Here is a 26,975-nt window from a genome sequence, read left to right on the forward strand (position 1 = left end):
AAAACCATTGAATTTATTGGTATAACGACTAAAATGAAACCACCGAGAGTACACAGACAAATATCTGTATGTGTTTATAAAACATTGGAGTAAATATGGTGACGGACTCGCATGAATTTACAATCACTCCGTGGGGAATCAAAATATAGTGACAGACTCATGTAAATAAAGATTTAAATATAGTGATAGACTCGCATAGATACAAACAAAAAAAATCGAGAAGTAAAACTCATCGAGCGTCTAAAATTTTGCGAGTTTTCTTTATGGATGAAATCAAGGAAATAAAAATGGAAAAACCACAGTATTTTGTCGACCTGAGTCGTCTTTGGGGTTCAGTAGATGAAGAGATCAGTGAACTGGAAAGCGACGAGGTTACAGGACTTAGCTTACGCAAATCGGAAAACTTTGATGCTGCGCACTTGGCAAAATTTGTCAATCTTTGTGAATTAGACCTGGGACGTTCGAGTGTAACTGATAAAGATATGGTTCATTTGGCAAATCTTGTTCAGTTGACAGATCTTGATCTGTTTGGTACAGATGTAGGAGATAGAGGAATGGTACACTTGGCCAACCTCACTAACCTCCAGCAACTTAACCTAGGAGCAACAACGGTAGGGGATGAAGGACTCGTATATCTCAAAAACCTCACCAATCTCAAAATTCTTAAATTGAGTGAGTCAGAGGTAAGCGAAGAGCAAATAGAAGAATTGCAAAAATCTTTGCCACAGGTAACCATCGAATATTATGTCGATCCATCTTCACTGCAACGAGATATAGAGCATCATGAATCTCCCCAGGAAAATACAACTAAGCTTGCAAGTAAATTAACCTACATCATCATTGCAATTCTATTTATAGTGTTTGTCATTTGGGCAGTGGTATACATAAAAAACGCGCAAGAACTGAGTAAAAAAAAGTATATCGCAAACCAAAAGAAACATTACTTTACTCTGGCGGAGAAATGCAAGAAAGAAAAGGATTATGCAAAAGCGGTTGAATGCTATAAAAAGATCAGCTATGATCCGGACGCAATGTATCACTTAGGTGAGATGTATGAAGAAGGAAAAGGTGTAAGCAAAAGTTACAGTGAGGCTTTCGATTGGTATAACAAAGCTGCACAGCAAGGAAATATTCAAGCAATAGAGAAGTTGAAAAAATGGAAGAAATCTCCTAAGTAATACTTTATTTGCTATTGTGTCTAGTTTTCACTGAAATTTATTAAAGGCAGGTCAATGGGAATTTTTAAAGTTACATTCAAACTAGAATCTGAATATGAGAACGAGTTGTTGAATCAATCGGCATTGATTGAAAGAGATGTCGATGCCGATGATCTAGATATGGTATATCAAATATTAGATGAGGGGGATTATACTGAGCATATTGATGACTCTGTTGTTATTGACATTGATTCTGAAGAAAAGCCAATTGTTGTCAATATTGAGTATGTAAAAATTGTGGATTCCTCTGGAACAGTGGTCTATGAAGAATAGCTGACATTTTCTACATTCATTTTATTCTCCTGTATGTAAGTCAAATCGAATAATTTTTGTCGGTGTAATTTCCCATAGTCGGGAGTAGGGAGGTTTCTCCGCTTTGTGGTACTTTGGTCCGACCGCCGCTGTCGTTGTCAAAAGAATCGAGGACGGCAGTTTCGCAAAACCACAACACTCTCGCAGATAAAATTCACCGTTGGTAGCGCGCCATAAAAGTACTTGTGCATTTTCGTGCGCATGACCTGTCAGTATAGCAAGCACTTTTTTATCGCATTTTTGCAGAAATAACTCTCTGTTATGACCAACGTAGCCTTCTCTTTCCTTTAGCAAAATCTGATTTGTCCCGGTACTAAAATCGCAAACGATAGATGCGTGCATGGCAATAATCGTTCCTTTGGGATTCAGTTTAAGGACTTCCTCCAGCCAATGTAATTGGGGAAAGTCACTGTATAAGTTTTTCTCCCAAAAGCCATTTGTTTTCACTATTCCCTCGGAAATACCCTTGTAAATGTTAATTTGTTTTTGCAGATGAGGAGATTGCTGAGTGATGGTCTCTTCGTAGAAAATATCCGCCCCGCTTTCCATCAAGATAATGGTAGACTGCCCAAAGCGTACGGCAAGATTAAAATAGGGGGTGATATTTTCAAAGTAGGGAATCAATGAACGAATGTCTGAGCACATCGGAATAGTTCCGCGTATTACAAAAAGTCTAGAAAATGTATGGATTCCATACTGAACAAAAACATACAGCAATAGAGATAAGGAGAGTTGCCATGAAGTCATCGGCCACGTAGCCCACAAAATTCCTATAAGGAATACAAAAGCGAAAATACTGGCGGCTATACACGCAGATCTTACAGGAGATGTTTTGGCGAATTTTTTTATCGTTTTTTTTACTTCGGCAGGAGAATTTAAATGATAGGGATCAAAGGGAAGTTTTTTGGAGATACCAAAGTCTTTGTGGTAACCAAAATGGAATAGATTGTAGGGATAAACACGCCAGTCATGATTGCCTGTGCAGGTAAAAATAGGAACAGAAAGTTTACTTTCGCGAACTAGTTTGAGGAATAGTTGCCAGTTGTTGTCCTTTCCTGGAATCTCTTCTTCGAGTTTTACTCCCGAAAAATCCACTAGGTCACCAATGATCAACACCCCATCTAGTTCTCCTTTTTGGGCCATACAGTTGATTTGTTGTAGCACATGGCGGAAATGACGGTTGGAGTTAATAAAAGAGTTTTCTCCAAACGTTGCGGCATAGGACTCTAAGGTGTCATTGCGCTTTGCAAGGTGTAGGTCGTTTATTTGTAAAAGGCGAACGGGACGGTTGCCGAGAGAAGCAATATACAACGACTGTATGTTTTCGACAACGCGACCTTCGAAGGTCACTTGCAAATCGAACAACTGGTTGCTGTGTTTTTCTTTCACAAAATCAACAACGTGGCTTAGGCAGAATTCTAAATGGACGATTGTGTGGTCAGATGGTACTAGTGCCTGTTGCACCGCTAACGAAATCACATCGCGTGTTTGTTCGATGTGGGAAAAACTACGTGTGCCATCAGGATGTTCAATGCAATATGCATTTTTAATGTGTAAAGAGAATTTAGGTGCATCGGGAGAATGCGAGGGAACTATTTGAACTTCCATGGCCTCTATATCTGATTTCCATGAAGTTATAGGTAAACTCGCTATGACTGGTAGAGAACAATCTTCTCCTTGTACGTCTACAACAAGCGGGCACCCAAGGTTAGGACTGAGTATTTTCATTTTTTGTATCAACTAAAAAGAAATTTGGAAAGAGATGAGAGACGTATCATTTCGCATTTATCTGTAGATCAAGTATTGAAAATATGATAGTTTGAAAGTCGAAAATGTAAAGAGTTTTCATTGAAACATGCACATTTATAGAATCAGCTTTGCGTTTGCGTTTAAAGTAAAAATGATAGGTTTTGTTCATTGTAAGAATAATAGCAATAACAGTATATGATTAAGCTACAACAGCACAAAATCGAGATGCGTACATAAAATGTACCTTATGAATCAAGGAATGAATGCGATGAAAGATCAACTTTCAAAAGGTCTGAACAGATATCAAATCCTAGGGGAATTAGGACAAGGGGGAATGGGAAGTATCTACAAAGCGTATGATACGAAATTTCGAACAACTGTGGCATTAAAGATCGTTACGCGTGCAGAAAAAGAGAACCTGGATAGGTTCTTTTTAGAGATCGCAACTATTGCCAAGTTAAATCATCCTAATATCGTACGTTTTTATGAATATGGGAATTCCCCTCAACCTTACTTTACGATGGAGTATATTGAGGGAGTAACACTAGCACACTTAATCAAGAATAAACAAATCAAACCTATGCAACTCGTTAACTTAATGATTCCCATTTGTGAAGCGCTTTATTATGCGCACTCTCATAATGTTATTCATCGCGATTTAAAACCAGAGAATATCATGATTACCAAAGACGGGGTCCCTAAAATCATGGATTTTGGATTGGCAAAACAATCCGAGCAATCGAAACAACTTTCTAAATCAGGCCAAATACTGGGATCGGTTTACTATATGGCTCCAGAACAAGTAGAAGGCAAGGCAAGTTTTGCTAGTGATGTCTACTCTTTGGGAGCAACTATGTACGAGTCTCTTACTTACCGAACGGTATACCAGGGAGAGTTAGATATCAATATCATTGTGCAAATCACCGGAAGTACTCCCATTCCCCTACGGCAACTGAACCCAGACATTTCGCAATATTTAGAAGCCATTTGCCTAAAATGCTTGCAGCGAAATCCCCAAAAAAGATATAAAGATTGTAAACAACTTGCGAGAGAGCTAAAAAACTTCAAAGCGCGTCGCCCTATCATCGCTCGCAGGTACAACTCTTGGGATGTCCTATCCAATTTTATTCGTAAACATAAAGTAATTTGTAGCAGCATAGCGATGATTTTCATCATTCTGGCATGTTCTCTTGGGGTTACTCTAAGAGCACTAAACTATGCTCAGCAGGCAAATGAAAAAACAGAACAGGAAAAAAATAAAACGAAGGCGGCCCTAAACAAAGTAATGACAGCATTGAAGTACTCTCTACGAAAATATGAAATTCTGCAAAAAGATGATGAATTTGCGGAATTATTTTCGGAAGTTTTTGAAGATGTCGAAAATTATGGAGAAGACCAAGATTGGAGCTTTGTGAAAGGATTCATCACCGCACAAACCGGTAATATCGAAAAAAGTATTGAGTATTACACCACAAAAATCAGAAACAACCCTGAAAATTCAAGTCCTTACAACAACCGTGGGGTTCTTTACCGCGAATTAAAAAAGTACGATCTAGCCTTAAGTGACTTTAGCAAATCCATAGCGTTAGACCCCAATAATTTAAATGCCCACAACAACCGCGGTGTTCTCTATCGAAATCTTAGAAAGTACGATCTGGCAATCGCCGACTTCAACAAAGCAATGGTCATCGATCCTAATAAAGCGAATACCTATACAAACCGTGGAAGTGTCTATCATGATTTAGAAAAATATGACCTAGCCATGGCGGATTATCACAAAGCGATTACAATTGATCCCAAGAACCCAAACGCTTATAACAACCGTGGAGGTCTTTATTTCCGTCAAGGGAAACATGACTTAGCAATGGCTGACTTTAACAAAGCCATTACCCTTAACCCCAAGGAGGCAAATGCCTTCAGAAACCGCGGAAATCTCTATGCAATTCAAAAAAAATATGATTTGGCTTTGGCGAATTTCAACAAAGCAATCGCCATCAACCCCAAAGATGTCGATTTTTACTTTGACCGTGCAGATGTTTATGTACATCAAGAAAGGCATGATCTAGCAGAAGCTGATTACAACAAGGCAATAGAACTTGATCCTAAATTTGTCAATGCTTACAATAACCGTGGAAATATTTACTTAAGTCAAAAAAAATATGACTTAGCACTGGCCACCTTCAACAAGTTAATAGAACTTGATCCTACATTCGTAGAAGCTTACAACAACCGTGGAAATGTCTATATGCATCAAGAAAAGTATGATTTGGCGCTCGTAGACTATAACAAAGTCATTACTCTTAATCCTCAACAAACGGAAGCGTACAACAACCTCGGAAACATTCATCGTGTTTTAAAAAATTATGACTTGGCGCTAGTTGAATACAGCAAGGCCATTACCATTGACCATAAAAACTATGACGCATATCGCAACCGTGGAAATCTGTATCGTATTATCAAAAAGCCGCATCTCGCTTTGGCAGACTTTAGCAAAGCAATTGAAATAGATCCTTCCGTTTATATATCCTATATCAGCCGCGCATATTTCTATCGCGATTCAGGAAAATATCAATTGGCCTTAGCAGACTTTAATAAAGCAAGAGAACTCAAACCAAAAGATTCTGATGCCTACTACAATCGAGGGTATATTTATCACAGCATGGGAAAATATGACTTAGCAGAAGCTAACTACAGTAAAGCAATAGAGCTTAATCCCAAAGACGTGAATATTTACATCAATCGCGCTAGCCTTTATGGAAATCAAGGAAAGTATAACTTGGCAAAGGCTGACTACGACAAAGTGATCGATATAAACCCCAAAGATGCCAACTCATATGTCAATCGTGCGAGTCTTCATTTCAATTTTAAAAAGTACAATTTAGCTCTAGCTGATTTCAGCAAAGCAATCGCCGTCAATCCCAAGAATGAAAATGTTTACAGCAAACGCGGAATTCTTTATCTTAACATAGGAAGATATGACTTAGCACAGGCGGATTTTAGCAAACTAATAGAGTTAAACCCTAAAAATTTTGAAGGTTACAATAGTCGTGGAAGTCTTTACCTTAACCAAAGAAAGTACCAACTAGCAAAAGCGGATTTCTTACAAGTAACAGCGTTATCTCCAAATGTCTGGCAAGCTCATTATGGCCTATACGTCTGCTACAACGCTCTACGTAATCAAAAAAAAGCACAGTACCACTTCCAGAAATTCCAAAAATTAAGAAATCAATAGCATCGAGTTGGGATTTTTCTAGAAAAATCTGTATGGCATTGTGAACGAAACACTTATGAGATGCAGTGTGTTGAGTCTGTCACCTTTCTGTTCGTATGTGTAAAATATATTAAATCGTATAAAGGCCACAATAACTATATTTACTCTGACAATTTTTCGTAATAAGTAAGACATGTTTATCCTCTGCGTTTCAAAAAAATATTATCCAGTCATTTTCAATTTTGTATAATGAAAGCTCTACAGTTATACTTGTTGCAATAAACTTACCCAGGGGATTTTATTGTTTATTCCATCGCCAAAATTTCCGCTAGAGATAGTCTCTATTATAAAGTTTGCAACATAACCTTAACTAACCAAATTTCCACACAACAAATTTGAGGTACAAACATTATGCGAATCAACGGACATGGACATATACTACCAGAGCCTACTCAAATTCCTCAGTTCATGAAAGACAAAAAACTTTTTTGGATTGATAACGACAAGAAATTTATGAGGCAAGGCAGTTGGTCTAGACCAATTACCGACCCTAGTTTTTTTATTAAAGAAAAGCTAGAGTGGATGGAGCGTCACAACATCGATCATGGGGTAATGCTTTGTCTCTCTCAATTGTATTGTAACGGTTGGGAACAACAAGATTGTTATGATGGAATTCGTTTTCAGAATGATTACAATGCTTCTGTTCAAGCAGATTACCCTGGTAAATTTACTTGTGGTTTCGTTGTGCAACCATTGTACCTGGACCAAGCTCTAAAAGAGATCGATAGATGTGTGAATGAACTCGGTTTAAAAATGCTTTGTTTGCCCACCCATTTCTTGAATGCAAATGAAGAATGGCTCTCTGTTGCCGAAGCAGAAGTTGATCCGATATACGAATTAGCGAATGAATACAAATTGGCCATTCAAATTCATCCATACGATGGAGAGAAGATGATCGCTTTGAAAAATCAATATTGGAGATTTCATTTGATTTGGATGATGGCCCAATGTGCGGATACTCTTCATCTGTTTACTTTGCGCGATTTACCAAACAAGTATCCACAACTGCGGACCAGTTTTGCACATGGAGGAATGTTGGGGATTGCCAATTATGGACGCAGAATTCAAGGATTTGACGGCCGACAAGATATATTTGAAGGTCTGGAGGACCCCAGAAAAACACTTGGGCATAAAAACCTGTACTTCGACACCTTAGTTCACGATGCATATACTCTCGAATTGATCAAGAAACGAGTAGGAGCTAGCCAAATTATTATGGGGTTGGATGATCCGTATCCACTAGGAGAAATGGAAGGTGTCGGAACGTCTTATCCTGGACGCGTTGTTGACTATGCTGTAGAGACAGGTATTCTTACACAGCAAGAAGGAGAAGAAATTTGGCACAAGAACGTGACCGATTGGTTAGGCATAGACATTACGACATGACAACATTGTCTTAGTCTTTACGCTGACTAACAATGGCTAACCATGGTTGTCTTTCTCTTGGCTGTCCACTGGGACGATAGTAATGGTGAATGATTTGAAAACCGGCTTTGTCGAGGTAGTTTTTACTAGTTTCATACTCCATGAAGTGGCCATAGCGTTGTCCTTGCCATCCTTCGGCATCGCCTCTGGGATTTGAGGAAAATAGTACTCCTCCGGGTCGTAAAGCTTGGTGTAATTGACACAAAACTCTATGTAGTTCTTGGCTTGGTATATGAAAGAGTGAAGCGTTGGCGAAAATACCATCAAAAGAACTTTCAGGAAGATCCAGTTTTAAAAAGTTCTGGTGCAAAATAGGGCAATTGCTGTACTTTTGCGCAATGAGGCAAAATTCCTTGCTCCCGTCTAGTCCGGTAGGTTTATGCCCGAGGGATTTGAAAGTATAAACATCCCTACCTGGACCACATCCCAAATCCAAAATATCCAAAGCTTTACTTTGTGGCATAGCTTGCAAAAAAGCGTCTATATTTTGGCTGACATCATGATCTTTGGTTCCCAACCAATAGGATTGTGCATGATCGTCATAGTGTCCAATGGTATACTTTTCTATTTCGTCGAGATGCTCTTGTGATTGCTTTGACATAGTCGTTTCCTCAAATGTGCCTCTTGGCGCGCTATAAAGTATGAGTATAATAACTTTTTGAAGACATAATTTCAAGATATGGTTCGCTTCAATATTTGGTAAGATAGTTTACATTTTTATTTAAATAACAGGTAAAAAATCATGACACCACATCAAAAAAAGATAACAAACAAATTGAAATATGTACAAATATTGGTATGGATACTTATGGTACCTACTTTTATTCTGACAACCACATGGTCAGCCGCGGCGCTGTGGATCGATGTCTCCGTTAGCCGTATACTAGCTATTCTGATGAGTTGCGTCTTTGTACTGGCAGCAATCGGAAATGTCATCTATGTACGTCCGTATCTCCGTGCTTTATGGATACATCTTGCTATGTTTTTGTCGGTGGTAACCTGGTGGCTAATGATTCCTGCACAGGACAATAGAGATTGGCTAAAAGATGTCGCATGTGTTCCAAGAACAACTTTGGAAGGTGACCTGCTGACCATATACCATCTGCGAAATTTTGAGTATCGTTCGACTGTAGACTACACAGAACGATGGGAAAAGCGTACGTATGATCTGGGAAAGCTGCGTTCACTTGATATGTTTTTGGTTTACTGGGGAGATCCTAAAATTGCCCATCCCATTTTCAGTTGGGGTTTTGACGATGGACGATTTCTCGCGATATCCATTGAAACGCGAAAAGAAAAAGGGGAAACCTATTCCACAACGCTCGGTTTTTTTCGCCAATTTGAACTTTATTATGTGGTGGCGGATGAAAGAGATGTCATTCGATTACGTACGCACCATCGCGGCGAACAGGTATTTTTATATAGGATGAACGCCCCTGTCGCAAAAATCCGCGGTTTGCTAGAAGCTTATCTCAATCAAATCAATGCACTGGCAGAAACTCCACAATGGTACAATGCATTATCACACAACTGTACAACAATGGTGCACTATCACAATCGCAGTACAGGCGGGCAACTTTCGTGGAACTGGCGAATTATACTCAATGGTTACCTGGATGAATATCTACACGAAAATAATTTGTTGAAGGGAAACTTGCCATTCAAAGAGCTGCGTAAAAAGAGTTTTATCAATGAACAAGCACAGGCATGTAAAAATATTGCGGAGTTTTCCAAACAAATTCGCGAAGGTTTGTGGGAAGATAAATGAGGTAAATATCGAGCTTTCAGGCTCGATATTTACTATGGAAGGTGAAGCATATTTAACTTAATAACGCTCGCCAGCAGTAGCCTTTGGTAGTTTTTGCTGAATTTGCGAGAGTTCTTCTTCGCTGAATTGAATGTTCGCTGCCTCCATGTTTTCCTTGAGTCGCGAAACTTTGCGCGTTCCGGGAATAGGAAACATGTTTTGTCCCTGGTGTAAAACCCAGGCCAAAGCAACTTGGGCCGGAGTGACTTTTTTTTCCTTGGCGATTTCTTCAATCAGAACAACGAATTTTTTATTTTCTTCCATCGCTTCTTCCTGGAATCTCGGGTTGGTCAATCTCCAGTCGTCTTTGTCTAGGGTATCACGTGATGGAATAGCGCCGGTCAAAAAACCGCGTCCTAAAGGACTGTAAGCAACAAAAGCAATGTTAAGTTCCTGGCAAGTTTTTAAAATTTCCCCTTCGGGTTCGCGACTCCACATAGAGTATTCTGTTTGCAGTGCGGTGATTGGATGGACGGCATGAGCGCGTCGCAGTTGCGCAGCAGGTGCTTCACTGAGACCAAGATAGCGTACTTTTCCCTCTGCGACAAGCTCTTTCATCGCTCCTACTGTTTCCTCGACGGGAACTTTGTCGTCTAGCCGGTGCGCATAGTAGAGATCAATGACATCAAGTCCCAAATTCTTGAGGCTTCTATCACACGCTTTTTTTATGTATTCTGGACTACAATCTATCCCTTGGAAATTGCCCTGTTCATCGCGAACGATACCAAATTTGGTCGCCAATACTACGCGATCTCGTCGATCGTGAAAAGCTTTTCCTACAAGTTGTTCATTGTGTCCATTGCCATATATATCAGCCGTGTCGTAAAAATTAATACCCATTTCTAGGGCCTTGTGTAGTGTACGAATCGACTCCTGTTCGGCATCGGTGGCACCGTAAAATTCGGACATACCCATACACCCTAAACCCAGGCGAAATACGCTTAAATCGCTAGCCCCCAATGTTGCCTTGTTCATCTCTGTCTCCTTTTACTTCTAGTAATGAAATGATGATATTGTGCCTAATTATAAAAAATTTGATCGAGGCTGTCTATGAACTAAAAGTTCTGTCCCATGCGACAAATAACTGCACTGACTTTGAAAATTAGGACTTTCGTTTTCTCCTCCGAAAATAGCAGTTCAGGCTTTATGTTGCCATGGGAAGTGAACTTTGCAATCAACGTGAATAGACAACTTGGCGATGAACAGCTTTAAAAAAAGCAAGTAAAGCAATTATTCCGAATCCTATTGTAAATGGTATGGATTTTGATTCGAAAAGAGCATACATCGCTAAGAATACCATAAGGCAGGTAATAAATAGCGATATAAAAATAATCACTAATCCCTCTAAGCCGCGCTCACCACTTTTACAATGTTTAATTTGTCGCACCATTGCCGCAAAAGCAACAACAGTTGCAACAGCGCCTACGATCGCCGTTGTCATTGATTCGCCTCTGCCAATTCCATTGTAGACAGACAAAGCCGCCCCAAATAAACCAGAAAACAAAGAAAAGACAATCATGAACGGTAATCGTAGTTTAGTGAAAATCGCCCAAATTACTATGGGCATAGTAGCTGCTAAGATGATACTGTAAGGGTTCATACTGTACTCCTAAAAATGTTTTGTTAACAAATTTTTTATTTATTCTAAAAGAATAGCAATTGCCGTACCAAGAAATAATTTTTAACAAAATGAGATGACAAGCGCGCAACGCTTCTGGGTTGGACAGTCTATTTACAATATTCGAAGGATTTTCCCGGGAAATTGACGCAATGAAAATGAAAAATACTAAGAACTTTTTCGACGGTTTGTAACCTGTTCTAGGGCTTATGATGAGGGTATTGAATTGTAAACTCTATTGAAAAATATTGTGTTTTTCATTAGAATGTAAAAACTCCATAAACAATTTACCGTAAAACGCCGTAAAAGTATAATTAAAAAAACAGTGTGCAAGATGTGTTATCTAGAGTTGGCTATTCTTTGATCGACCTCTGCAAGATAAGATTACTAAGGAAAAAAGTTATTGTTTAGTTTCAAATAAACAGATTTGTAAGGTTGTGTGATGCAAAAATATCGAAAACAAGAACGTATAAACAAACAACAACAAACTGCTCCCAAACCAACACAGGACACTCCTTCTGTAAATGTGATTCAGAAGGCAAGTATTGACCAGTCATCAATGAACTATCAGGATGTTATGCAGTTACAAAATACGGTTGGCAATCGGGCAGTTGTGCAATTATTTAACGATGGTTCGAGTTCTCAAGCACCGGTCGATAATGTCATACAACGACTAGTACAAACAACAACGAGTAATCTCAATCGCAACACACCTATCCAAAAAAAAGACGGATTACCAGGAGAACTTCAAAACGGTTTAGAACAGCTATCGGGAATGAATCTCTCTGATGTAAAAGTCCACTACAACTCACCAAAACCGAAATCGGTAGGGGCTCTTGCGTATGCCCAAGGCACTGATATTTTTGTTGGACGTGGACAAGAAAAACATTTGCCTCACGAAGGGTGGCATACCGTACAACAAAAGCAAGGACGCGTCAAACCCACTATGCAGTTGAAGAATGGTGTGGCAGTGAACGATAACGCTGGACTCGAAAGAGAAGCCGATGTAATGGGACAGAAGGCAGTCAATTTGGGACAAAAGATGGCTTCATCTTCCGATAATGCCGTGCAACGAGTTGCTCAGTCAAATGTGATCCAGCGTGTAGATGAAGTGACTACAAATAGCCAGGCTAGTGAATCGGTTGGTCCAACCAAAGATGAAAAAGAAAAGCAAATAGAAGAATATGCTACTTTATATCAAAAAATAGCAGACCAATTACATTCGCGATTCAAAAAAGCCGTTACTGTACTCGCCGATAAGACCTTTGGATTTGCGAATGTTCCGCCGGTAAAAGGTTTAGAGAAGATAAAAACCAAAACGCTATTAAAGTTAGGTGAACTTGAGGCAAAGAATAAGGCTTATGTATTTGATGCCAACAAATTAATTGATAAGGTCAAGGATATTTTACGCGGGAGAATCATTTACGAAGATTTTAATGATCTAACGCAAGGTTTTAAAGAAGCTCTCAAGTATTTTAAAAAGCACGATATTCCCATGATAAAAATCGAAACTAATTTCGGCAATGTAAAACGGGGTTACAAAGATGCGAAAATAGTTGCCGATTTGATCATTCCTGAGCAGATTGTAAAACCATTGCAGGAAGAGGCTAGCAAGAACGATAGTACAATATCTATTCCAAGTGTTATACATGCCGAAATTCAATTCGACCTTAAAATGGCTATTGTAACAAAAGAAGGAGAGCTTCCTAAAGCTCCGACGGGTGATGACGATGAATTGCCTGGAAGCATTTATATCGAAGAGTTCAACGCAAAAGATTTAACAGATAAAGTAAGTTCGAGTACATTTGGAATAGAAGATGGTAGAACTGTACCAATTTTTAAGACCAAACTTTTTATTGATAGGTTTAAAGAGTATTTGCTGAAACAGAATAAATCGATTGATGAGATAAGAAAGAAAAATAAAAAGTTAACAAATGACCAAAAAAGAAGAGAGAATTTGAACTTTTTAGCTCTAAAAAATATATCAGAGATTAAACTAATAAATAACGTTCATATTCTTTCGCATGAGCTTTTTGACTTATCGAAAGGTGATAAAAAAGTTAAGAATCCATATCGGGATTTATTAGATAAAGTAAGAAAAGATTACAGAGCTTTTTACGAGTTAGTTCAGAGAAGTCATGGATGGACAAAAAAGAAGGGCGAGTACTTTGGACATTTTGTCGAGATCCAAAGTAAAATAAATGATGAACAACTCAAAAAAGTTAAAACGCAAAGTCAAGGTAGCTCAGATGATAATCCTAATGAACTTCCTAAGGGATTGGATGTGTCTTTTGAGAACAGAAACGTAATGGGAAACAAAGATGAGATAACTAAATAAATACTCCTGTGAAAAGTAATTGAGACAAAAGAGAACGGCCCTAAAAAAAGGACCGTTTTCTAGAATTTATTCTATTTTTTACCTTTTACCTACGTGTTTTTCTAACCAGCTATCTTGTTCCCATAACATATGCAACACCGATTCTCTTGCTCGGTAGCCATGACTTTCTTTTGGAAGCATGACCAGTCTAACTGTGGCGCCAAGTCCTTTGAGAGCATTGAAGTATCGTTCGCTTTGCATCGGATAGGTTCCAGAGTTGTTGTCGGCTTCGCCGTGGATCAAAAGGAGTGGTGTTTTCATTTTATCCGCATGCATAAATGGCGACATCTGGTAGTAAATTTGTGGGGCTTCCCAGTAGCTGCGTTCTTCTGCTTGGAAACCAAAAGGCGTTAGTGTTCTGTTGTACGCACCGCTTCTTGCGATACCTGCGGCAAAAAGATTGGAATGGCTGAGAAGATTGGCGGTCATAAACGCGCCGTAGGAATGTCCTCCTACTGCCACTCGTGTTCGATCTATGTAGCCTAGTGTATCCACAGCATCAATAGCCGCTTTGGCGTTGGCGACGAGCTGTTTCACAAAGCTGTCATTTGGCTGGTTGTCTTTTTCTCCGATGATGGGAAACGCCGTACGGTCGAGAACAACATAGCCGCGCGTCACCCAGAAAATAGGAGATGAGTAGCGTGGATAAACGAATTGATGGTGGGAAGAAGTGACCTGACTGGCACTTTTTTTATCTTTAAATTCCCGCGGATAAGCCCATAACAACATGGGATATTTTTTACCTTTTTCGTAGCCGATGGGCAGGTAAAGAACAGCGGATAAATCTAGTCCATCGTCTCTTTGGTATTTGATCAATTCCTTGTGTACACTCATGATGCTTTTAAAAGGATTTTCAAAAAAAGTGATTTGTACAGGCTTCTTATCTTTTTCAAACATATTTCTCAAATAGTAATTGGGAAAGATAGATTTTGATTGTACAGAAGTTAGAAATATTCCTTTCTCGAGATCAACAGGAGTTTGTATCATTTCAAGTGCCGTTTTTCCACTTGCCCGCCATAGTCGTTCTGTTTTCCCTGTGGCAATAGAATATTCATCAATAAATGGTCTAATTCCTGTTGGGGAATAGCCATTTCCTTGGAGGAGAAGTTTTCCATCTTTGACGTATAATACGTTTTTATGGAATTTGTTTTTTGCGGTTACAAAATTACCCGGATCATTGTATCTGTCTTGGTAGTTTTTATCGAAAATTACTTTTGGCGTTGTATCTGTTGCCGATGGATCGACAATATAGGTTTTTTTATTGCGGGTGTTCCACCAATAATCTGCGGCAATGGCCAATTTGTCGTTGCCCCAATACACAACATAAAAACGATTGATGGTTTTGAACAATTTTCGCGGTTCGCCGTCAGGCATGTCTTGTTCGTACACCTGGTCACGATATTTTACCTTGACCGCCGGATCACCTTCATCTAAAGCTTCTGCCCAGTAAAGAGTCGCCGGTTTGTCTAATCGCCATGAAACATTGCGCATACCTTTTCGTTCTGCCATAAATCCTTTTGGTAAATCTTCGATCAAGGGTACTTTCAGTATTGTCTTGATCAACTTGCCTTCTTTATCATAAAGCTTTAGCGTAGAAGGGAATCTGTTGTATGTCACCAGATAAGAAAAGGGCTTTTCTATCGTACTCACCAGAACGTAGTCTCCAGAGGGGGAAAAGTAGATTCTTTTGTATAAATCCGCTTTTAGCCATAATTGTTTTCCACCATCTAAGTCCACTTTGTGCAGCTCGGCTTTTACTAAAGTCTGAAAATTTTCCTCATCAATACGATCTTTTAAAAGATCCTGGTAGGTTCTATTTTGTGCCTTTTTGCCGGAGTTTACAGATATTCTTGGGCCAGCAGGCAGAGTAGATCTTTTGTCGATAATTGTTGCGCGGTTTTTTGGTAAAAATTTCACCAACAAAGAATTACTATCTGCAAACCACTGATAAGGCGTTCCCATATTGGCATTCAAGGTATCTTCTGTGAGTTTTTTGGCGGTAGCACTCTTTATATCTACGCACCACAGTTCGACACCTTTTAAAGTGGTGTTGGTAAATACGAAAACTTTTTGATCTGGCGAAAAGCTAAAATGTGCCAAACGAAGATTGTCTGGGAGTCCTTTGATATTTATTTTTTCTTTGCTACCAACCATCACCATCGTGACATCTCTATAAAATGTACTTCTACTTCCGATATTTGTGACAGGATTTATTCTCAGTCCTGCGAGACGCATCTCTTTCTCTGACAAAGTTGCTAAGCTCTTATACCTATTGCGATAAAGAAAAACCATGTGTGTACCATCATCATTCATCACAACAGAAGGTGGTAGCTTTGCAGTGGCCAAATCCAAAATTTCTTTAGCCGGTTGTTGGTATTTTAAATGAGTTTGCGAATATATACTAAGCGGTGCAAACCATATAAGTAAGCACATCCACCAAATTTTGCACATAACAACATCCTTTATTTTAATATTTTTGTGGTTATCATATAGGGGCGCGTCACGACACACCACTAACAAACAAGTTAAACTAACAAAAGACACCCCCACTTGTCTTTGTGAAAATGGTTATTTTTTCTTTTTTACAACAAGTTCTTTATAGCCACTTTTTGGGGCGTGCTCCTTAAAGTTTTACACATATGTAAATGTCAATTTGCAATCGTATTTGTAAATTAAAAATATATGATTTCGTAGATGTAACTTTATTAATTCCCTGAACCTGCTCCTCCCATTTCAATTACGGCATAGTAAAAATTGCGCTTACGTAAAATAAAATACCGCCGATCTATTCCAGAATTTTTCCCCGCCACAATTGGTGCGTATGTATATTGCGCATGGATTTTTATGAGATCTTTTTTTTGCCACTGCATCTCCATTTTTTCAATCACATCCACCTTATAAACCCCTGCCCATTCTCCTTCGTTGTTATAGTGATATGTAACAGCGCTTTTAATACTGTCATGTTGTTTTGCCACAAAAGTGCCGTTCATTTTGCGTGTCGCGTTAGCTATTTTGACTTTGATGGCACGTGTATAGTCGGATTCCAATTTTGCACTTGCTTGCCAATCTTTAATCGCCATCTGGTACTTTTGCTGCCGTTCATAAACGTTTCCACGTCGAAAATAAGCATTTTTATGTTGTGGATCATAAATAATACACGTGCTATAGTCAGCGATTGCGAGCTCATGTTGTTCCTGATAATCATACATTCGTCCGCGCCAGTAATAGCTTTTAGCGTGTTGTGAATCGAGCGATATACTTTTATCAAAGTCTAATTTGGCTAGGTCGTCATTGTTCATATAAGTATATACTTTACCACGTATATAGTAATGATTGGCATTTTGCGGCTGTAGAGTAATACATTTGTTGATATCTTGTAGAGCTTGAGGATACTTTTTATCGCGCCTATATGACAACGATCTGCCCAAATAGGCTTCGGTGAAATTCGCATCGATGGAAATGGCTTTGGAGAAATCAGTAATGGCAAGTGGCCATTTTCGCATTTTATCGTAAACAGCCCCGCGATTATAATAACTAAGTGCAATGTTCGAATTTGTTGTCGTAGGTTTACTACTATAGAAATCGATGGACTTTTCTTGTTGTAACCAACGATCTTTATATGAATAACTACCCGCAAGGCGAATGGCATTATTGGCATCTTCCAACGCTTTCGCATATTGTTTTTGTTTCAAATAAATTTGTAAACGCAGTGTATAAGGATGTAAAAGCGAAGTTTTCATTTCAATAGCGCGATTTAAGTTTGCCAATACCTCTTCTTCTTTACCAAGATGAACATAGACCATCGCACGACAGGTATACGTCATCGCTGACGGTGGCAATTCCGCTAAATATTGTAGTGCTTGTTGATATTTATTTTGTTGCAGATATACCCTAATGCTATTTACATATGCAATGGTCATTTCTGGATCTAAAACAATGGCTTTTTTGTAATCGCGCAGCGCGACTTCATATTGTTTCCGAACAAAATAAACTAGGCCGCGACTATTGTATGCTGAGGCCGAATTTTGATCGCATCGAATTGCCGCATTAAAATTTTCAATTGCGAGGTGATATTTTTTTTGCCGATAGTAAAGATAAGCCAAACTATGATACCCTTGCGCTTTTTTAGGAGCCAACATAATCGATTTTTTATAATCTTTAGCGGCTTTTTGGTAATTGTTTATTTGAAAATAAATATATCCACGCCAATGCCAAAATTGCGCATTGTTTGCATCCATTTCGACGGCTCTATTTATATCGGATAATGCTTTTTTGTGCTCTCCCAATTCGGTATACACCAACGAACGATTCAAATACGCATAAGAACTATTGGGGGTTTGTTGTATGCGCTTCGAGAAATATTCAATACTCTTTTGGGATTTCCCGATCTTCGAGGTGATATAACCTTTGATAAAGCTCCAATCTTGATTTTCTCCATACTCTTCAATATCAAGAAAAATCTCAGAAAACAACTCCGCAAACTTTTGGTCTTGCTGTAGACTACGATGCTCTTCTATCGCGTAACTTAATGCCTTCATTACTTTATTTAAAGCTAACCTTGTCTTTTGCTTTTCTTTTTCTTTTTGTAATGTGGCTTCCTGAGCTTCCTTACTTTTCGTGTCAGCCTCTACACGCTCTTTCTCGGCATAGCGCAGTGCATCAGTTGTAACCACAAGTGCTGTAATCAAAATGACAAAGATAAGTAACAAACTTCCACATATGATTTTGTGTTTGGCTATAAAATTGTTCACCACATCCCATGAGCTATATTTACGTGCAATAATGGGCTTATTTTCTTTATAATTTCGTAATTCTTGGGCGAGTTGCGCAAAATTGTTATATCGTTTTTGCGGATTTTTCCGCAAGCACTTTAGGCAGATTGCCTCAAGATATGGGGAAATATCCGGATTGAGTTGGCGCAAAGGAATGGGCGTACTATCGGTGACCTGTACAATGATATTCACATCAAGTGCCCCCTGATATACGGTACGAAATGTCAATGCTTCGTACATCGATGCGCCGAGAGAATATATGTCACTGGCATAATCAGCGTTACCCAACACTTGCTCAGGGGCCATGTAATGTACTGTACCCAAAATCTGACCTGATCGAGATAGTTGTTGCGTCGCATCGCTAGTTTTCGCCAAACCAAAGTCCATAATTTTTACGATATTATCATTTGTAATCATAATATTACCTGGTTTGATATCACGGTGCATTACGTTGTTTTGATGTGCAAAGTGTAAGGCCTCACATAACGGTATCATCAGATCTACCAACTGCGATGGTGTAATACTACGCTCTTTGATTAAATTGCTAAGAGTAACTCCTTCGATGTACTCCATCGTAAAATGCGGTCGCGGTGTTCCACCACATTCGTAAAATCGAATAATATGCGGATGGTTTAGTTTGGCAATTATGGTCGCTTCGATAAAAAAGCGCTCAAGGTATTCTTTTTCGCGACTCATAATTATTTTAAGTGCCACCACGGACTTGAGCTTTGTATCATAAGCCTTGTAAACAATTCCCATTCCACCACGTCCGAGTTCTTGTAGTAAGTTGTATCGACCAAAGTTTATGAGTGGCTGTTTGTTTGTACCCTGATTTTGCGACTTAGTGCTTGAAGGCAAAGATGTTCGATGATCATTTTCCATAAATTTTCCCTAAAATGATTGCTTAGACGCCATTTGCCTAATAACAATCATGCCAGTGCATAAATACACCGAAAAAACCAAATAGTTATCGACTTAAATAGTTTTTATGATTGTACTTTCGAATGACTTTTGCCATTGTAAAATTTAGTAAAGTGTGCTGCCAGAAAAACTTTGTTATATTAGATAATAATTGGGGGGGAAACGTGACGAAAAAAGGAGAAAATCAATGACTTTTGAACCAAGTCCAATGGAAAAAACACTTTTGCGAAGTATGGTTGTCATCGGAATTTTAGGGGCATGCTGTGCATTTATCTATTTTGGTTTTATCACAGAACGTTCATCTATCCTGAAAACAGGTTGCTTAGTAATGGCAACGGTATACTTGTTGATCCTACCAAAGATGGTAACCGCTACTTTTTGTTTTGATGACACTTTGAAGATTTTTATTTTAGTTGGGTGTGGATACATGACGTTTATTGGATGTGATGTGATTTCCCGAAATGATAGCGTGTGGGATTTGGCGAGACTTCTAAAAACAAAGTTTGTTTACGATAACAAATATGGTGGGGTGGTTTTTATTTGTCTTGGCATCGTCTTGTTTTTGAGTGGCTTAAAAAAACTTCTTATTGGTGTTCGTGATTTCGAAAATGGTGAAAATAATTAGATGAAGTTGTATTTTGCTAATTTGACGTACATACCTTAAAATATTTTGCTTTAGAAGCCCCGACCGCGACTTCTAAAGCTTTGCCATAGGTTTTATCCTAAATTTTCCTATCAGCTTACTTTGAAAATGTCATGTCATACAGAAACTCTGCATTCCAATCTATGACAGTTGAAGTGCTTTTACCTTGGGAGCGCGCTAGAGTTATGTACGTGACATCGCTGTCATGGATCATTGCAAAGCAGTTACCACCAAATTCGATTTGACGAATGGGGCCAGACCAAACAGCTCTTAACTTTTGCGGGTTTTTTGGATCAACGAATACAGCGTATTCGTTGTGCACATTGTGAATCGCAAATACACCATCTCCGAAAACCGCATCAGATGGAAATGAAAAGTATTCATCATTTCTCTCAGAAACAAAATAATTTTTTGGGTTTTGGGGATCTACTAACGTGAAGTTATTACTCCAATAATTGAGAACTATGAAAAACCCACCGCCATATGCAATTCTAATGGGGCGACTTGCTCTCGCATCTGTAATAATGACAGGCTGTTTGTCTGGATTTTTCATGTCAACTAAAATGATTGTCCCTGGTTTGCCAGCCTTCTGATATCCTTGGGTGCTAATGCCTAAAAAGCCTCCGCCGTAAGCCATGCTATACGAAGTTTCTACATCGGGTATGATTTTTTTTATGTTTGTCGGATTTTTTGCATCAACAAGGAGAACACCTTTTTCACCGTTTGATACGGCAAATACTCCATCGCCAATATGAGCTCCTACTGAAGTATTTTTCAGTGGTATAGATGTTGCTTTATAGGGAGCTTTAGATTCGATGAAAACAAGGTTCTTATTCGGAAAATTGTTTACAACAAAATAACCACCACCAAAGGTAATAGAGCTTGGCTTTGACAAGTGTTTATTTTGGATAGGTATAATATCTTTGGTGTTATTGGGATCAATTGCTAAAAGACCATTTTGGCTAATCACAATAAAAATACCGTCACCATAAGCTATGTACGTGGGTGATTCTATACTTTCATGGGAAATAGTGGTGGGATTACTTGGGTCTTTTAAATCAAGGAAAGTGATATTGTCACTTTGGTGGTTCACTGTAGCGAATATGGTATGCTCGTCGCAATATATAAAACTCATTGCGACCAATAAAAAAATAATAATCTTCATGTTTATCCTCTTAACAAATCGTATTTAATTTACATCTATTTTAAATAGAAAATACGATTTAGACCAGGATTTTTTGTGATGGTTACTCATTTATAAGTAACTCAAAGCATTTTATTTTCACTATCGTGAAGCCACTGTTGTATAAAACACATTCCTTGATCTAGACTAATTTTAGGTGTATAGCCTAGTTGTTGCGCTTTAACGATCGAGTATGCGTTCTTGCGGTTTAAGAAATTTACCGAATCTATCGTTACGGTGGGGGTTTGTCCAATGAATGTATAAAATTTTTCCACAATGTGACATAAAAAACGAAGTGACATAGGAGATAGAGCAAGTAACTTACCCTTGCCAATCATTTTACGATAGTAACCGAAGAACTTGAGCAAAGAAGTTGCCTCGCCATCGGTAACATTAAACGCCTCGCCATAGAGATTTTTTTCCATAGCAAGAAACACGAAATCAATGAGATTATCCACATAGACATGATTAATAACCCCTGTCGAGGGAACAGGTAAAATGCCTTTACGCATTTCTTGTATAGGACGGACGACCCAAGGAATGGAACCAGGACCATAGACATCCCCCGGACGTATTACTGTGACTTTTAGTTTGCCCTGGTGATGAAAAGCCATTACGACTTGTTCTCCCTCTATTTTTGTCTGGCAATAAGGATTTTGTTGTTCACTCATTGGTGTATCTTCTGTTGCGTTTTGTGGATAGTGAAAACCGTAGACCATCACCGAGGATAAGTGAATAAAATGTCGTACACTATTCTCGATGGCTTTTTGTGCCACTAGACGACTGCCTTCGACGTTTACCTTGCGAAATAGAGCTGAGTCTCCCCCCTCTTTTACGATGGCAGCGGTGTGAAACACGACGTCACTTTGTTGGCATAGTTGTTCTACAGCATTTGGATTGTTAATGTCTCCGACAATGACTTTTACACCTTCTTGCCGTACTTGTTCTGCTTTTTGTTCGCAGATTTCTAAGCCTTTAACGCGCATACCATTTTGTAAAGCCCGGTGTGCCATCCTCGCTCCGATGAAACCTCCGATACCGGTAATCGCGATACATTTATTTTTTACGTCCATTTCTTTGTCCTATCATCTTTTCCCAATACCCCATAAACTATTCTTTAGCACCTTTTTCTATTTGTGAAGGCAAAGGATGACCTGCGTAGTAGGTGGCAAATTCTTTGATTTGCTTCTGCTCTTCTATATACCGACAGGAAATGAGGAAAATACTGCTGAAAATTGATATAAATATAAAGCTTTTTCTGTTCATAGGAAATTCCTCAAAGTTTGTCTTTGTTTGCCTGTAAATTGTCATATACATTGATAAAATCGACAATCTCTTGACCTAAGACTTCCAGGCGTGCATATTTCTCCTGATAGTTGAGTGTCATATCACTACGAATTTTCTGACAGCGATTAAAGAGGACTAAGCTGCGTTGTAGAAAACGTAGGTATTTGTCTGGGTGATAGCAAGGAGATATTTCGTAAAGGTCTTTTATACCGCTGCCAGAGTGGCCAAACATAAATTTTCCGTCACTGCCAACCACAACATGCCCAAAAAAATAGTTTTCAAGAATAAACTCCAGTGATTTGTAGGCTTTGCGATACTTTTCTAATCCTCTTATCTCTGGCGGAAAACCGTTGGTGGTTATGTTGACGGACAACGCAACAAAGTTATTATTGATAAATTGAATTACCTGATCGTCAGAGAGCACACTGCTCTTCGTCACACGTCCACCAAGTCAGCAATGCTCGGTATCTTTCTTGGCAAACTCATTTACCGAGAAAAACACTAAAATAGGCTTTTGCTGTTGTTGTGCAGTCGCGATTGCAATCTGAGGATTTACTTCCCAGTGAATCAATTCGAATTTTTTGAGCGGTTCGTTCTTCATCACTTCATAAAGCTGTTGGCGTTGGTTTTCTGAGTAGTGATGCTTTAAGTGCTCTCCATACTTCTCGTCAAATGTTTTTCCATCCTTGTTTGGAGCAATATAGCATCCTTGCAATGCGAAACAGGATAGAATTAAATATATAAGTGGTTTCATTATTTGTCCTTTGAGCATGATCTTTACAATTTAGTTTGTTACTTTTAAAATCTCAAAAGAAAATCTTCGATTTTCTTTATTTTGCTTTTTATAGAACGAATTTTCAATGAACAGATTATTTTTTATAATTTTTTACTTAACTTTGTATTCAAGGAGCCTATCATAATGCTAGATAGAGAAATAGCTCTGCAAAATATATCAAACTCTATTGCGACCAATACGAAATACCGTGGCTGCTCCATATATACAAAGAATCAGGTGTTTCTTCGTGATAGTGTCTTTGAAAACTGTAGCTTTCGTAGTGATTTTGATGTAGAAAAAATGGAGAACTGTCACTTTAGTAGTTGCCATTTTGCCACCTTACATGTCGGAGAGATGAAATCGAGTACTTTTCAAAATGGTTACATCACTCATCTAGATATAGGTAGCGGTTATCAAGATTTGTGGTTTACGACACACATATACTCTCTTTCTCTGTGTAACGGCTATTTCAAGATATCACGTATACAAGAAGATAAAATAATTCGTATAGAAGTAATATACTTCACTCCCATTACTATGAGTGTCTTACAAAATCTAGTAGATGACATGGTTAAAAAAGGTGCCACAGTGATTATTTTTAATTTTCAGAATATGCGCTATGCCAAAATGGGTGGGCATAGTGGATTGGTAAATATTGTTGATCGCTGTAAAGAAAAAGGAGTGGCGACAAAATTTGTATCCATACCTGAAAAGCGTATGATCGTGTTTAAAATGCTAGGTGTCGATAGATTTTTCCCCGGTATATACGTTGACGAAGAAGCCGCATTAGAAGATTGCACAATGTAATCAACCTAAACGTACAAAACGGATTGTAGATTTTTGAATATCAACCAAGGAAGGGGCACAGGTTTTACCTGTCGTATAAATATGAGAAATATTATACTTTTATTTGTTTTTTTTATCGCGATTTGCCAAGCTCAAAACGCGAATCTTTCCGGAAAATGGAACGGACATATTGAAATACCAGGAACACAGCTGAAAATACACGCCAAGTTTCACCTTGATGGCGAAAAATGGCAGGGGAAAATGGACATTCCACAACAGGGGGTTAAGGGCTTACCTCTTTACGAGATAAACACACAAGGAAACAAAGTGACATTTGTGATTACGGGTTCATCGGGAAACGCCTCTTTTCAAGGCGAAAAAAGCAAAGATACCCTCGTAGGCTATTTTGTGCAACAAGGGCAAAAATTTACCTTCTATTTGAAGTTGGAATCTAAGGAAGTTCAAGAGGCAAAGAGTCAAAAGTTAAAGAAAGCACTGAAAAATATCGATGCTTATATCACAGAAAAAATGCCGTTGTGGAATGTTCCTGGTTTAGCATTGGCTGTTGTCACCGAGGATGGTGTTCTCGTTACCAAAGGCTATGGATATCGCCACATGGCAAAAAAACTTCCGGTAACGAAAAACACGTTGTTTGCCATTGGGTCTACTAGTAAGGCTTTTACTACAATGTCTATCGGTATTTTAGTAGACAAAGGTAAGCTAAATTGGGATGTTCCCGTTCAAACTTATGTCCCCACATTCGCTGTAAAAGATGAGTATGTAAGTAAGCACATGACATTGCGCGACTTGGTGACACATCGTAGTGGTCTTCCCCGTCACGATTTGATGTGGTACGGCTCTTCCGTATCTCGCGTAGAGTTATTTCAGCGCTTGCGTTACCTTGAACCTACAAAACCTTTTCGTACCACCTGGCAGTATCAAAATCACATGTACATGGCTGCTGGCTATATCGCAGGTCAGGTCGCAAATAGTACCTGGGAAAACATCGTGCACAATGAAATATTCGCTCCTCTAGGGATGAACAACAGCAATTTTTCTGTAGACGTTTCTCAAAAAGCAGCTGACTTTGCAACTCCTTACCACATACATGACGAAAAACTTGAGGAAATTCCCCTGCGTCAAATAGACAATATAGGGCCAGCAGGTTCTATTAATTCCAATGCCCAAGATATGGCAAAGTGGTTACAACTTCATATAAATCATGGGGAATTTAATGGCAAACGCATTATTAGCCAAAAAGGCTTACAGGACATGCACACGGCGCATATGACTATGCAAGGATATTCTAAAGATGATAAAATTGCCATCGGCTACGGATTGGGATGGTTTATTGATGTATATCGTGGAGAATATTTGTCACAACACGGTGGATCGATAGATGGCTTTAGGGCCCAAGTCACCGTTTTACCCAAAAAGGGTTTTGCCATGGCGATTCTTACCAACAGCAACAATGTTTTTGCCAACCTTGCATCGTTGCATATTACCGATGTTCTCCTAGATAAAAAGCCTGTTGATCGCCACTCGAAATTATGGGCACAGATTCAGGCAGCCAAAAAAATGATCAAGCCAGCAGAAAAAGTTAATTTTGTACAAGGAACATCCCCTTCACACAAGTTAAAAGATTATGTAGGGACATATGAAAACCCTGGTTACGGAGAACTTGTTGTGGAAATGAAAGACCATAAACTACATTTAACTTACAACAATATATCGACCAGCTTAGGTCATGGTCATTATGATACCTTTTTCACGGAGTCACAAACAGCATGGGAGGGAGTTAAACCTCTATGGACATTTGTCACAAGTGCTACCGGTGAAATAGCAAGTGTATCAGCTTTACTACAAGTAGGAGTTGCTGAAATCAAATTTATAAAAAAAGTAAACAACAAATCTCCAGAAGGAAAATCAGAAAAACGTTAGAAACAAACTATAGACAAACTTGTTCCTAATTGCTTTGTTCTAATTGGTTGGGGTTACTTTTTTGTACATGTAATTGTATAAACAGGACGGATAAAAGATGACAGAGAATATCGAAGAGATTCGCAACGCAATACGAAAAAAATACACCGAAGTATCTCATTCAGTAAAAGGTAAATTCAAATATCGCACGGCAAAAGAAGGTGCTATGGCATTGGGATACGATTTATCAACACTTGGGCATGTCCCCGATGAGATATTCGTATCTTTTTGCGGTGTAGGGAACCCTTTTTCTCTAGGTCCGCTTAATGAGGGAGAAGTGATTCTTGATGTGGGTTGCGGTGCGGGGTTTGATCTTATTTTTGCGCATCAATTCGTTGGTGCAGCAGGACAAGTACATGGAATTGATTTAACTCCTGAGATGGTAAACAAGGCGCGGACTAACCTGGAAAAAATGAGTGTAACAAATGGTCAACTTTGTATTGGTAGTTCTGAAAAAATTCCATTTGCAGACAACACGTTTGATGTTGTCATTTCTAATGGAGTGTTGAATCTTTCTCCTTTAAAGAGCGAGAGTTTCAAGGAAATTTACCGTGTGCTAAAACCCAGCGGTCGCTTTCAATTTGCCGATATCGTTCTAGACAAAGACCTACCTGATAAAATAGCCAACAACCTGGATGCGTGGTCTGACTGAGTAGGGGGAGCGATTCCAGTTTGGAATCTTATCGAGTTGATGCAAACAGTTGGTTTTACACAAGTTGAACATGTGGCAATGACTGGTGTAGCTACCTCTAAATTTACAGTTGGTGCACTATTTCGTGCAACGAAAATTTAAAGTTTAGAAATAAAACAGTTCTGCGGTAAATCCCATTTGTAACATGAGTAGGCAAAAGA

21 protein-coding genes are annotated in these 26,975 nt (G+C 38.8%); 10 read left to right on the forward strand and 11 right to left on the reverse strand.

Annotated elements, in window-relative coordinates; all coding sequences use genetic code 11:
- Positions 1 to 287: 287 nt before the first annotated feature.
- On the forward strand, positions 288 to 1,178 hold the full coding sequence (locus UABAM_RS23365) for an SEL1-like repeat protein (protein WP_173013525.1): 891 nt from the start codon (positions 288 to 290) through the stop codon (positions 1,176 to 1,178).
- A 105-nt stretch (positions 1,179 to 1,283) separates the two neighbouring features.
- Positions 1,284 to 1,490 (forward strand): hypothetical protein, encoded by a 207-nt coding sequence (locus tag UABAM_RS23370; RefSeq protein WP_151970413.1) that lies wholly within the window; start codon positions 1,284 to 1,286, stop codon positions 1,488 to 1,490.
- Between the two features lie 21 nt (positions 1,491 to 1,511).
- On the opposite strand, the gene UABAM_RS23375 is transcribed toward UABAM_RS23370, so the two are convergent.
- The gene (locus UABAM_RS23375; protein ID WP_151970414.1) at positions 1,512 to 3,257 is read right to left on the reverse strand and encodes a metallophosphoesterase; all 1,746 of its coding nucleotides are present in this window, start codon (positions 3,255 to 3,257) and stop codon (positions 1,512 to 1,514) included.
- Positions 3,258 to 3,546: 289 nt separating this feature from the next.
- Here UABAM_RS23375 and UABAM_RS23380 point away from each other — a divergent pair, with 289 nt between their 5' ends.
- Both UABAM_RS23380 and UABAM_RS23385 read left to right on the forward strand, forming a co-directional pair.
- Positions 3,547 to 6,510 carry a tetratricopeptide repeat protein gene (locus UABAM_RS23380; RefSeq protein WP_173013526.1) on the forward strand — a complete coding sequence of 988 codons (2,964 nt, stop codon included), beginning with the start codon at positions 3,547 to 3,549 and terminating at the stop codon, positions 6,508 to 6,510.
- 390 nt (positions 6,511 to 6,900) lie between these two features.
- The gene (locus tag UABAM_RS23385; RefSeq protein ID WP_151970416.1) at positions 6,901 to 7,935 is read left to right on the forward strand and encodes an amidohydrolase family protein; all 1,035 of its coding nucleotides are present in this window, start codon (positions 6,901 to 6,903) and stop codon (positions 7,933 to 7,935) included.
- A gap of 10 nt (positions 7,936 to 7,945) precedes the next feature.
- On the opposite strand, the gene UABAM_RS23390 is transcribed toward UABAM_RS23385, so the two are convergent.
- Positions 7,946 to 8,575, reverse strand: a complete 630-nt coding sequence (locus UABAM_RS23390) for a class I SAM-dependent DNA methyltransferase (RefSeq protein ID WP_151970417.1) — start codon at positions 8,573 to 8,575, stop codon at positions 7,946 to 7,948.
- Positions 8,576 to 8,716: 141 nt separating this feature from the next.
- Between UABAM_RS23390 and UABAM_RS23395 the strand changes: the two genes are divergently transcribed.
- Positions 8,717 to 9,742: an Lnb N-terminal periplasmic domain-containing protein gene (locus UABAM_RS23395; protein ID WP_151970418.1), complete on the forward strand. Its 1,026-nt coding sequence runs from the start codon at positions 8,717 to 8,719 to the stop codon at positions 9,740 to 9,742.
- A gap of 57 nt (positions 9,743 to 9,799) precedes the next feature.
- Here the strand turns inward: UABAM_RS23395 and UABAM_RS23400 are convergent, their stop codons facing one another.
- Together UABAM_RS23400 and UABAM_RS23405 are read right to left on the reverse strand one after the other, a co-directional pair.
- On the reverse strand, positions 9,800 to 10,756 hold the full coding sequence (locus UABAM_RS23400; protein ID WP_151970419.1) for an aldo/keto reductase: 957 nt from the start codon (positions 10,754 to 10,756) through the stop codon (positions 9,800 to 9,802).
- Positions 10,757 to 10,955: 199 nt separating this feature from the next.
- Complete coding sequence (locus tag UABAM_RS23405) at positions 10,956 to 11,381, reverse strand: hypothetical protein (RefSeq protein WP_151970420.1); 426 nt, start codon at positions 11,379 to 11,381, stop codon at positions 10,956 to 10,958.
- Positions 11,382 to 11,841: 460 nt separating this feature from the next.
- Here UABAM_RS23405 and UABAM_RS23410 point away from each other — a divergent pair, with 460 nt between their 5' ends.
- Positions 11,842 to 13,737, forward strand: coding sequence for an eCIS core domain-containing protein (locus tag UABAM_RS23410; RefSeq protein WP_229759435.1), 1,896 nt, complete (start codon positions 11,842 to 11,844; stop codon positions 13,735 to 13,737).
- Positions 13,738 to 13,815: 78 nt separating this feature from the next.
- Here UABAM_RS23410 and UABAM_RS23415 read toward each other — a convergent pair whose 3' ends face one another.
- Positions 13,816 to 16,227, reverse strand: coding sequence for an alpha/beta hydrolase family protein (locus tag UABAM_RS23415; RefSeq protein WP_151970421.1), 2,412 nt, complete (start codon positions 16,225 to 16,227; stop codon positions 13,816 to 13,818).
- A 254-nt stretch (positions 16,228 to 16,481) separates the two neighbouring features.
- Entirely contained in the window at positions 16,482 to 19,430 is a 2,949-nt protein-coding gene (locus tag UABAM_RS23420) for a protein kinase domain-containing protein (protein ID WP_151970422.1), read from the reverse strand.
- 226 nt (positions 19,431 to 19,656) lie between these two features.
- Here UABAM_RS23420 and UABAM_RS23425 point away from each other — a divergent pair, with 226 nt between their 5' ends.
- Positions 19,657 to 20,094, forward strand: a complete 438-nt coding sequence (locus tag UABAM_RS23425) for a hypothetical protein (RefSeq protein ID WP_151970423.1) — start codon at positions 19,657 to 19,659, stop codon at positions 20,092 to 20,094.
- A gap of 115 nt (positions 20,095 to 20,209) precedes the next feature.
- Here the strand turns inward: UABAM_RS23425 and UABAM_RS23430 are convergent, their stop codons facing one another.
- The 5 genes from UABAM_RS23430 to UABAM_RS23445 form a co-directional block, all read right to left on the reverse strand.
- A complete protein-coding gene (locus tag UABAM_RS23430; protein ID WP_151970424.1) occupies positions 20,210 to 21,277 on the reverse strand; it encodes an LVIVD repeat-containing protein in 1,068 nt (355 codons plus the stop codon).
- 101 nt (positions 21,278 to 21,378) lie between these two features.
- Positions 21,379 to 22,368, reverse strand: a complete 990-nt coding sequence (locus UABAM_RS23435) for an NAD-dependent epimerase/dehydratase family protein (protein ID WP_151970425.1) — start codon at positions 22,366 to 22,368, stop codon at positions 21,379 to 21,381.
- Between the two features lie 37 nt (positions 22,369 to 22,405).
- Positions 22,406 to 22,561: a hypothetical protein gene (locus UABAM_RS33555; RefSeq protein WP_173013527.1), complete on the reverse strand. Its 156-nt coding sequence runs from the start codon at positions 22,559 to 22,561 to the stop codon at positions 22,406 to 22,408.
- 10 nt (positions 22,562 to 22,571) lie between these two features.
- On the reverse strand, positions 22,572 to 23,021 hold the full coding sequence (locus UABAM_RS23440; protein ID WP_151970426.1) for a hypothetical protein: 450 nt from the start codon (positions 23,019 to 23,021) through the stop codon (positions 22,572 to 22,574).
- Positions 23,022 to 23,033: 12 nt separating this feature from the next.
- Positions 23,034 to 23,336: a hypothetical protein gene (locus tag UABAM_RS23445; protein ID WP_151970427.1), complete on the reverse strand. Its 303-nt coding sequence runs from the start codon at positions 23,334 to 23,336 to the stop codon at positions 23,034 to 23,036.
- 165 nt (positions 23,337 to 23,501) lie between these two features.
- Here UABAM_RS23445 and UABAM_RS23450 point away from each other — a divergent pair, with 165 nt between their 5' ends.
- The 3 genes from UABAM_RS23450 (at position 23,502) to UABAM_RS23460 (ending at position 26,916) form a co-directional block, all read left to right on the forward strand.
- Positions 23,502 to 24,164: an STAS domain-containing protein gene (locus UABAM_RS23450; protein WP_151970428.1), complete on the forward strand. Its 663-nt coding sequence runs from the start codon at positions 23,502 to 23,504 to the stop codon at positions 24,162 to 24,164.
- An 81-nt stretch (positions 24,165 to 24,245) separates the two neighbouring features.
- Complete coding sequence (locus tag UABAM_RS23455) at positions 24,246 to 26,084, forward strand: serine hydrolase (protein ID WP_151970429.1); 1,839 nt, start codon at positions 24,246 to 24,248, stop codon at positions 26,082 to 26,084.
- 97 nt (positions 26,085 to 26,181) lie between these two features.
- Positions 26,182 to 26,916 carry a methyltransferase domain-containing protein gene (locus tag UABAM_RS23460; RefSeq protein WP_272483566.1) on the forward strand — a complete coding sequence of 245 codons (735 nt, stop codon included), beginning with the start codon at positions 26,182 to 26,184 and terminating at the stop codon, positions 26,914 to 26,916.
- Positions 26,917 to 26,975: the final 59 nt, after the last annotated feature.

The sequence above is a fragment of the Candidatus Uabimicrobium amorphum genome, from assembly GCF_009002475.1.
Lineage (GTDB): Bacteria > Planctomycetota > Uabimicrobiia > Uabimicrobiales > Uabimicrobiaceae > Uabimicrobium > Uabimicrobium amorphum.